Consider the following 7559-nt stretch of genomic DNA (forward strand, 5'->3'; position numbering starts at 1 on the left):
ACGCGAACCCCGCAACTACCTGGCCTTTCTCGGCCTCGCAGCCGCCCTCTGCTGCTACAAAAGACTCGTCCGCCTCACCACATAGGACACGGTCTTAGTCGGCCCGATGCCGCGAGGGCGCATCACGGTCGCCGCAGCGCCCCCATCCGCAGGCGTGACGGCGTTTGCCCTGAGCGTGGCCCGTCACAACGACGAGCTCGGCCACCGGGCCCTGTTCGCCAGCTTCGAAAGTGGCACCGACACCATCATGCGCAACCTGGTCGCCACCACGTCGGTGAACACCGACCGCCCGCTCTCGATCAACAAGGGGCGCCGCGCACGCATCGAACGTGCTCGTGAGGCGATGGAGCAGTCCCGGCTCCAGTTGTGGAGCCGCGCGCTGAAAACCGGAAGCTGGCCCTTCAAGAATCTGATGGAGCAGCTGACTGCCCAGCCGGACTTGCCCTCGTCGTCGTGGACGGATACGGACAGGCCGTCTACGGCGAACCCTCCGAAGGGGCAACGTTCGCCGCGCTGCAACAGCTCGCCCTCCAACGCGACGTCGCCGTCCTGGTGACAGCCCATCTGACGCCGGAAGAGGACACCCCCCAGACTGATCCCCCCGCGCTCTCCGACTTGAGTCCACTAGAAGAGCCCATGGCGGAAGCCGAGACTGCGGTGATCCTGCACCGCCCCGACCGTAACGGGTGCCGCGGATCGGCCGGCCGGCGTCGCGGCCGCGGACCCTGTGGCCGCCGCCGTCGGGGATGCGGCAGAGTTTCTTGACGTCGACGTGGATCAGTCCGCCGGGCGGTCGCGTTCGTAGCGGCGGATCACGGTCCCGGTGGGCCGGTCCAGCCAGGCCAGGCGGTTGAGGCCGTGGCGGGTCAGGACGCGGTGCACGGTGGAGGCGGGCAGGCCCAGGACCGGGCCGATGCGAGCCGGGCCGAGTTTGCGGTCCCGCCGCAGCCGGCACACCCGGTCCTCCACCGTCGCCGGGGTGCGGTGCGGTGTCCGGTGCGGCCTGCTGGAACGGTCGAGAAGCCCGGCCTCGCCTTCACGGCGCCAGCGGCGGATCCACTGGTGGGCCGTGGTCCGCGAGATGCCCATCTCGGGGGAACCTCAGGGTGATCTGGTGCTCTCTCGTTGGTGGTATGCCCTGATCAGCGCCGCGTGCCTGCTTGGCTTCCTCGTCGCCGAGAGCACGGGAGCCTGGGCCGGTGAGAACAAGGTCGGCTGGCTGTCTTCCGGGTGCGTCGCCATCGGAGGGGCCATGCTAGGCGTCGGACTGGTTATGGCCGGTCGGGCCCTTCTGCCCGGGCGGCTACGGCGGGCAATGTTCCGGGTGCCTCCGCCGGAGGGACGGCACCGGCGACCAGGGCCGCCACGCTGATATGCCTGCAACGGCGCTCGCGTTCAACTGGCGGATAGGCAGCTACTGGTTCGTTGTGACTGTTCGCCATGGCGATCGTTGTTCAGTGGCCCGTTACAAGGGCGGGGTGGGCGGTATCCCTTCTTGGTGTCTTCTTAGCAGGTCACAAGGGGGGGGGGGTGGGTCGCTGATGTTGCTCCACAGGCCAACGTCGAGGCGCAGCCTGAACCGGGTGATTACTTCGTTCGGGTGATAGAGGGGGTGGGCTCTTGTCACTCGATTGGGCGTGTGGGTCACTGAGAGTGTGAACCGGCGGGCTGCCCATCCCTGTGCCGGGGGAGTGTTGAGACAGGCAGCCGTTTGCCGGTTTTTCTTCTTGCCCACAGGAGGCGCCGGGGCTGCAGTGTGCTTAGCCGTGGCCACGGCGGTGCGTGCGTCGCCTCTGTTCGCTCTCCCTGGCCCCTGACGGCGTTGACCGCGTGATGGTCTTGTCCCTGTGACGCTGCCGTCGGCGGCTGGCTGGCCCTTTGTGCCGGTTCCTCGCAAGTCCCCACCAAGAGCGAGGAGTACTGCTATGCCCATCTCTCCGAATCAGGGTTCCACCGGTGGTGGCACGCTGGTGACCATCACGGGTACGAACCTGTCCAACACCAGCGCGGTGAAGTTCGGCAACAAGTCGGCAACGAACGTCACCCAGGTCTCACCGACCCAGGTCACCGCTGTGTCCCCGTCCGGGACCGGCACGGTCGGAGTCACGGTGACCACTCCGGGCGGGACCAGCAACCCGGTGCCGTTCTTCTACGTCGGTGCCCCGTTCAAGTCGTCGCTCGGTACTACCTCCGGTCCGCTGGCCGGCGGCAACACCATCACCCTCACCGGGACCGGCCTGTCGACGGCCACCAGCGTGTCTTTCGGCGGGGTGACCGCCACGCCGACGGTGAACTCCGACAGCTCCCTGAGCGTCACCGTGCCGGCGGGTGCCGCCGCCGGTCCGGTCGGAGTCAGCGTGACCACCGCGGGCGGTACCAACAACGGCCTGACGTACACCTACGTCGACGCCCCGACGGTCACCTCCCTGATTCCCACCTCGGGCCCGACCTCGGGCGGCACCGCGGTGACCATCACCGGCACCAACCTCGACACCACCGACTCGGTCACCTTCGACGGCGCCGCGGCGCCGTTCTCGGTGATCAACACGACCACCCTGTCGGTGGTCACCCCGCCCGGTACCGCAGGGGCGGCCGACGTGGTCGTCACCAACCCTGCCGGGTCGGACACGGCGGTCGGCGCGTTCACCTACGTCGCCGGCCCCGGTATCTGATCCGCCCACCCAGCGACGGGTCCCCGCGCCGTCAGGTGGCGCGGGGACCCTCCAGACACCCGCCGTGATGGTTCGCCGGCGTCATCGCCGGGCCGTCTCCGGCTAATGCCGTTCCCCAGGAGGAAGGCTCCATCCGTGTCCATCGATCTGCTTGCGCGGGTGCGTGCCATGAGCATCACGGCTTCCCCTGCCCCCCTCGCCACCATCCCGGTCGGTGACAGCCCCACAGGTGTGGCCACCGCCCGCCTGGGCCGGGCCGGCTACGTGACGAATTTCGGCTCGGGCACGGTCACCGCTCTGGACACCGTCACCCGGTCCGCCACCGGCACTGTCACCGTGGGGGCCGGCCCGTGGGGAGTGGCCGTCAACCCGGCCGGGACGCAGGCTTATGTGGGCAACTTTGTTTTCGGGACGGTCAGCGTGATCGACACCGCGACCCTGACCGTCACCGCGACGATCGGCGGCGTCTCCGCACCGGCAGGCATCGCCTTCTCCCCGGACGGCACCCGCGCCTACGTAGTCAGCCAGGACACCGACAGCCTGGTGGTGCTGGACACCGCCACGCGCGCGGTCGTCACGAGCGTGGCGGTGGGCAGTACCCCGTACGAGATTGCGATTTCCCCGGACGCCCCTTACGCGTACGTCAGCGATTTCGGCGACGGCACGATCACCGTGGTCGACACCGGTACGAACACGGCCGTAGCCAGTATCGCAGGGTTCGCCCAGCCACAGGGGGTGGCCGTCACTCCCGACGGGCAGCGGCTGTACGTCGCCGATCACGGCAGCGGCCTGGTCAGCGTCCTGGACACCACCACGTACAGGCTGGCCACCACGATCAGCGGCTTCAACGCCCCTGTCTCCCTGGCCGTCGGCCCCCGTGGCGCGCTGGCCTATGTCACCGAGAGCGGCTCCGGTTCGGTCACGGCGATCAACCTGGCCACCAACGCCCGCGCCGCCACCGTCACCGGGCTCGGCCGGCCCGGCGGAATCGCCGTCACTCGCGACAGCCGCAACATTTACGTGGCCGACAGCGACACCGACACGGTCGCCGTGCTGAACATTCCGGTGCCCGTCTCACCCGACCAGGGGTCCACCGGAGGGGGCACCACAGTCATCCTCAGCGGACGCGGCTTCACCGGCGCCACCCAGGTGCGCTTCGGTGCCCGCTCAGCCGCATTGTTCTCGGTGGTGGACGACTTCACCATCGCCGCCGTCACCCCCCCGGCACCGGCGTCGTCCCGGTCACCGTCACCCTCGCCGGTGTCGCCTACACGATCGGGACGTTCTTCTACCTGCAGCCCCCACGGCTCCGGGCCATCTCCCCGACCACTGGGCCGAACGAGGGCGGCAACACCATCACCATCACCGGTATCGGTCTGTACACCACCCAGGAGGTACGGATCGGGCCTGTCAGCGTGTACCCGACCGTCGTCTCCGACGCCCAACTCGTCCTCACCGCGCCCCCCGCGCCACCCGCCCCGCCCGGGCGCACCATCAGTGCTCCGGTGGTGGTGACCACCTTGGGCGGCATCACCATCGGTCCCACCTACACCTACGTCGACCCGCCGACGACCACCACACTGAGTTCCTCCTCGGAGCAGCCTGTCGTCGGTGAGCCGGTCGTCTTCACCGCGACCGTCGCTCCCGTCACTCCAGCGGCCGGCGCGCCCACGGGTACGGTCTGGTTCGACTTCGGCGACGGCACCGTCCCGGTCACCGCCGTGGTGCTGGACGGGCTGGCCACAGCGACCCACAGCTACACCACCGGCGGCAGCCCGTACACGGTCACCGCCGCCTACAGCGGGGACGACGACTTCGCCCCGTCGTCGGACACCGTCGAGCAGGCCGTGGGGCAGGCGCCGACCTCGACAACGGTCCTGTCCTCCCCGGAGCCCTCCAACCCCGATACACCGGCGACCGTCACCACGCGGGTCATCGTGGCCGCCCCCGGCGCCGGGCAGCCCACGGGCACGGTGACCGTCGACTTCGGCGACGGCACACCGGCCGCCGTCCAGATGCTTGTTGACGGTCTGGCCACGGTCACCCACACCTACCCCGCCACCGAGGCCACCTACACGATCACCGCCTCCTACAGCGGCGACACCGACTACGCTCCCTCCGGTGACGTCCGCACCCACCGGGTGCGCTCCGATGTCCAGGCCACCACCACGACGGTAAGCTCCGCACCCGATCCGTCGACGGCCTGGCGGCCGGTGACCTTCACCGCCACGGTCGCACCGGTCATCGCCGGGGCCGGTACCCCCACCGGAACCGTCACCTTCGACTTCGGCGACGGCACATCCACCGCGCAGGCACCCATGGCGGACGGGATCGCCGCCGTCAGCCACACCTACACCTCCGCGACCGGCAGCCCCTACCCGGTCATCGCCGTCTACACCAGCGACGACGCAGCGTTCAGCTCCTCCACGGGGCACGACCTCCAGACGGTGAACTGGGCCTCCACCTCCACCGCGCTCAGCTCCTCACCCGAGCCGTCCGTCACGGGCCAGCCGGTCACCTTCACCGCGACCGTCACACCGGACACCGCTGGGGCGGACACGCCGACAGGCAAAGTGATCTTCGACTTCGGGGACGGTACGGCACCGGCCGCCGCGCCTGCCGACAACGGAACGGCCGTGATCACCCACGCCTACGCCACCAGCGGCGGCCCGTACACGGTCAGCGCCACCTACGACGACGGCGAGAACTTCGCCGGCTCCACGACGACGGCCACCCACACCGTGGAACAGGCGTCAACCAACATCGCGGTGGTGTCCGCACCGAATCCGTCCGTGGTGGGGGAGCCGGTCACCTTCATCCTCACCGTCACAGCCGAAGACCCCGGAGCGGGTACCCCCACCGGCGGCCTCACCCTCGACTTCGGCGACGGCACCACACCTCGCATGCTGACGCTCACCGAGGCGTCGGTCACGACCACCCACACCTACACGAGTGCCGCCGGCAGCCCGTACCCGGTCACCGCCACCTACGACGGCGACGCGGACTTCACCGGCTCAACCGTCACCGACACCCACCGGGTGCGCCGGGGACTGACCCTCACCAACGTCACCTCCTGGCCGGACCCCTCGGTGGTCGGCGAGAGCGTCACCTTCACCGTCTCGGTCACACCGCTGGCCCCCGCACGGGGCCTCCCCGCCGGCACGGTCGAGTTCGACTTCGGCGACGGCACCACCCCGGTCACCGCCACCCTGACAGGCGGCACCGCCACCGTCACCCACGTCTTCGCCGCCAGGGCCGGCAGTCCATACACGGTCACCGCGACCTACGGCGGAAACCTGGACTTCGTCTCCTCCAGCGGGACGGAGACGCACACCGTGAACCGGGCGCCGACGAGCACGACGGTCAGTTCGTCGCCGGATCCGTCGGTGGTGGGCCAGCCGGTGACGTTCACCGCTACCGTCGCGCCCGTCGCTCCCGGAGCAGGCACCCCCACCGGCACCGTCACCTTCAACTTCGGCGACGGCACCAGTCCAGTCACCGCCACCCTGACCAACGGCACGGCTACGGTCACACGGGCTTACACCACCAGGACCGGCAGCCCCTACACGGTCACCGCCACCTACAACGAAACCCTTGCGTTCTCGGGCTCCAGCGGGACGGACACGCAGACCGTGAACCGGGCGTCGACCACCACGTCGGTCAGTTCGTCGCCGGATCCGTCGGTGGTGGGCCAGCCGGTGACGTTCACCGCTACCGTCGCGCCCGTCGCTCCCGGAGCAGGCACCCCCACCGGCACCGTCACCTTCAACTTCGGCGACGGCACCAGTCCAGTCACCGCCACCCTGACCAACGGCACCGCCACCACCACCCGCCCCTACACCACCAGGTCCAGCGGCCTGTTCACCGTCACCGCCACCTACAACGGCACCACCAGCTTCGCCGGGTCCAGTGGAACCGACCCGCACACAGTGAACCGGGCGCAGTCAGCCACTACGGTCGTCTCCTCCCCGGACCCTTCACGCCCGGGACAGGACACGACCGTGACGGCGACCGTCACAGCCGTTCCACCGGGAGCGGGGACCCCCACCGGCTCCGTCACCTTCACCATCGGCAACCGCTCACCCGTCACCCTCACCCTCGTCAATGGGACCGCCAGCACAACCATCAACACCTTGAGCGTCGGCACCCACCCCATCACCGTCGCCTACACCGGCAGCGCGGACTTCGCCAGTTCCGGCGGCACGGACACTCATACCGTCGCGCCCTGACCTGGTGCCTTCCAAAAAATCGGCGGGCAGTACGACACGGACCGGCACCGGCTCGGGATTGGCAGCGTCGTCGGAAAGCGTCGTCACGGCCCCGCGGTAAGCGGGCCGGCTGCTGCGCCCGTCGCCGCCGCCCGGTGCTCCTAGGGGCTCTCGGCATGACGATGACACCGGCTGAACTTGAGGCGCAAAAGACACGCTGGAGCTCCTCAACAACGAGGCGGCCGCGCAGCTGACGCGCCAGTCGGACTCGCTGGCGAAGATCGACACCAAGGCGGTGTTCCTGATCGGGTTCGCGGCGACCGCCGCCCAGTTCCTGGCGACGCACAAGCACCACGACGTCCTCGCCTACTGCGCCTTCGCTGCGTACGCCGTCTCACTGCTGGCGGGCGTGCAGACCTTCCGGGTGGCTGAGCACAAGGACCCGGAGCCACGGCCGATGATCGTCACCCATGTCCGCTCGCACAAGAGCCAGGTCCTCATCGAGCTGGCCGCATCCCGGGCGTCGATGTTCGAAGAGAACAAGCGCCGCCATGACGAGAAGGTCCGGTACTGGACGATCACCCGGCGGCGAGCTGGGCATAGGTATGTCCCATCCGCAGATGGGACGTGTCACCGGGCTCCGGGGCCCTCCCGCCCCGCGCCTGGTACGCGTCGTCGG

General features: G+C 69.4%; 3 protein-coding genes and 3 pseudogenes. 5 read left to right on the forward strand and 1 reads right to left on the reverse strand.

What is annotated here, in order from left to right:
• Positions 1-154: 154 nt before the first annotated feature.
• The gene (locus AB0N31_RS35925) at positions 155-556 is read left to right on the forward strand and encodes a hypothetical protein (protein ID WP_366062746.1); all 402 of its coding nucleotides are present in this window, start codon (positions 155-157) and stop codon (positions 554-556) included.
• 147 nt (positions 557-703) lie between these two features.
• Here the strand turns inward: AB0N31_RS35925 and AB0N31_RS35930 are convergent.
• Positions 704-1092, reverse strand: a pseudogene (locus tag AB0N31_RS35930) (leucine zipper domain-containing protein); the annotation flags it as partial.
• 833 nt (positions 1093-1925) lie between these two features.
• On the opposite strand from AB0N31_RS35930, the gene AB0N31_RS35935 reads away from it, so the two are divergent.
• The 4 genes and pseudogenes from AB0N31_RS35935 to AB0N31_RS35950 all read left to right on the forward strand — a co-directional run.
• Entirely contained in the window at positions 1926-2672 is a 747-nt protein-coding gene (locus AB0N31_RS35935; RefSeq protein WP_366062747.1) for an IPT/TIG domain-containing protein, read from the forward strand.
• Positions 2673-2840: 168 nt separating this feature from the next.
• Positions 2841-3941: pseudogene (locus AB0N31_RS35940) on the forward strand (beta-propeller fold lactonase family protein); the annotation flags it as partial.
• A gap of 92 nt (positions 3942-4033) precedes the next feature.
• Positions 4034-6901, forward strand: coding sequence for an Ig-like domain repeat protein (locus AB0N31_RS35945; RefSeq protein WP_366062748.1), 2868 nt, complete (start codon positions 4034-4036; stop codon positions 6899-6901).
• Between the two features lie 274 nt (positions 6902-7175).
• A pseudogene (locus AB0N31_RS35950) lies at positions 7176-7559 on the forward strand (hypothetical protein); the annotation flags it as partial.

The organism is Streptomyces sp. NPDC051051 (assembly GCF_040682975.1).
GTDB lineage: Bacteria > Actinomycetota > Actinomycetes > Streptomycetales > Streptomycetaceae > Streptomyces.